Raw genomic sequence first — 2,023 nt, 5'->3', positions numbered from 1 at the left:
TATTATGGATGCGTTTGTAAGTATTTTTACACAAAAACCAAATATCCGACTCTAAACATACTCTGAGACGCGCGAAACTGTTTAGCAAATGAATTATCAATTTCGCGCGTCTCGCAGATGCAAGAAATAATGTCGTTTTACACATCTCAAACAGTGGTTTTCAAAACATTAACAATTTGATCCCCTTAGGTCGCTCCTGTTATAAATGCAGCCCACTGTTCCATAAGGGTATGTCGTTGTTCTAAAAAATCTGTCCGCATATAAGCTTTTGTCACTGAACTCCCAACGGAATGCGCAAGAACAGTTTCAGCAATCTCAAATGGTGTTGACGTTGTTTCTGCTATCCAGTCACGAAGACTAGATCTGAAACCATGGGGTCTATAATCAAAACCTTTGTCTTTCATGAATTTAGAAAGTGTTACATCAGATATAGGCTTTCCAGAACTCCCAGCAAATAAAAAACCATTTTTTTCAAAGGGGAGAGATTTTTCAATCACTTTTAAAGCTTCATCACTCAATGGCACGCGAAAGTCTGAAACTTTCCCTACAATACCTTTCATGTTTTCTTTGGGTATCGTCCATATATCTTTATCAATTTGTTCAAGGCGCAAATAGCGCAATGGATACGACCGTACTCCAGTCAAAATCAAGAGCTTCAGTGCTAAATTTGAAAGAATCTTATCATCCAAGCTTTGATAAAATGCCGGAACCTCTTGCCATGGCATAGCAGGAATATTTGTTGATGTAGCACGTGGTTTTCCTAAAAGAGCGCGTGCTTTCATACAAGCCTGTAGATCAACATCTAAACCAAGAGCCGCAGCATATTTCAAGCAAATATTGATACGGTTAAGTGCTTTTCGCGCTGTGTCTGCTTTTTCATGCCAAAGGGGCGCGAGAACATTGCGAATGATATTGGCTGTTAATTTTTCTATAGGTAAATTACCTATGTGTGGAATCACGTGCAACTCTAGTGGAGAAAACCAGCGACCGTTTTTACCTTCATTTTTCAACTCTGCTTTTTTGCTTTCAAAAGCCGCTTTTGCAATTTCTTGAAAAATATTGCTTTGCTGTTTTAAAATAGTCTGTTCTCGAAAGACAATAGGATCATTGCCTTCTTTAAGAATATCACTATAATATCTTGTAAGCTCACGCGCTTCTTTTAAAGAGAGTTTCGTAACAGGACCAAGTCCCATTTCACGGCGCTTATTGTGGTGCGTATAGCGAAAAAACCAAGAGCGTGTATTGTCTTTTCGAACATTCAACCATAGCCCCGCCCCGTCACAATATTTACCCTGCGAGGACGTCTTTACGAATGATGCTGATAACCGATGAATCGCCCTCACTTAACGTCCCCTCTCGTCCACCTTTTCAAGCATTGCTCGTCCACCTTTTTGGGTCCACCTTTTAGACCACCTTTAATTTCTGATTTGAGATTTTTTCTTTAATTCTTACTTTTTTTATTGAATCATAAAAAGCTATAGACATCAATACGCCCTTACACATCTTTATATACTTTGAATCTTGTTGCTAAGCCCCTGCTTGCCGCGTCTGGGCACCATACTCTTCTTTGTTATATGTAACCTATTGTTTTTTTTTATTTACTTTTTAAGTAAGGGATACCTGAGTAAAGTTAAGGGAATAGGATTTTCTAACATTTCTCTATCAAGCACGCTTCGCATAATAACAATATATTGATTTATGATGATAATTCACTGTTTTGCATATTGAATGAGAGTCTCGAATAACGTAGGATTCTCTCATTTCAAATCTGTTTATCTTGTATTAATCAAAACCACTCGCTTGCACGTCACAAACGGGGCTGATATGTGGGTAAAAATTGTATAAGAAAGAACTCAAAATGATTCTTATGAAGAGTCTTAAGAGCCAAGGGCTGTCGCAACATTGGGGGCTGGCAAATAGTGTGATGATGCCGGCTTGTTACTTCAGATGGTGCCGGCTTGCTTCTTCATAAGCGTAAAGATGGAGGTGCTCAATGGCTGTATCGTTATACCATTCATGGGCG

1 protein-coding gene is annotated in these 2,023 nt (G+C 38.9%); it reads right to left on the bottom strand.

What is annotated here, in order from left to right; translation table 11 throughout:
• Positions 1-185: 185 nt before the first annotated feature.
• Positions 186-1,343 carry a tyrosine-type recombinase/integrase gene (locus tag ACFINH_RS09665; protein ID WP_375632950.1) on the bottom strand — a complete coding sequence of 386 codons (1,158 nt, stop codon included), beginning with the start codon at positions 1,341-1,343 and terminating at the stop codon, positions 186-188.
• Between the last annotated feature and the right edge of the window lie 680 nt (positions 1,344-2,023).

It is taken from the genome of Bartonella sp. AA74HLJMH, assembly GCF_042197045.1.
Classification (GTDB): Bacteria; Pseudomonadota; Alphaproteobacteria; order Rhizobiales; family Rhizobiaceae; genus Bartonella.
Note: the sequence above shows the minus strand (reverse complement) of the source record. Positions and strands in the feature narration are given on the sequence as shown.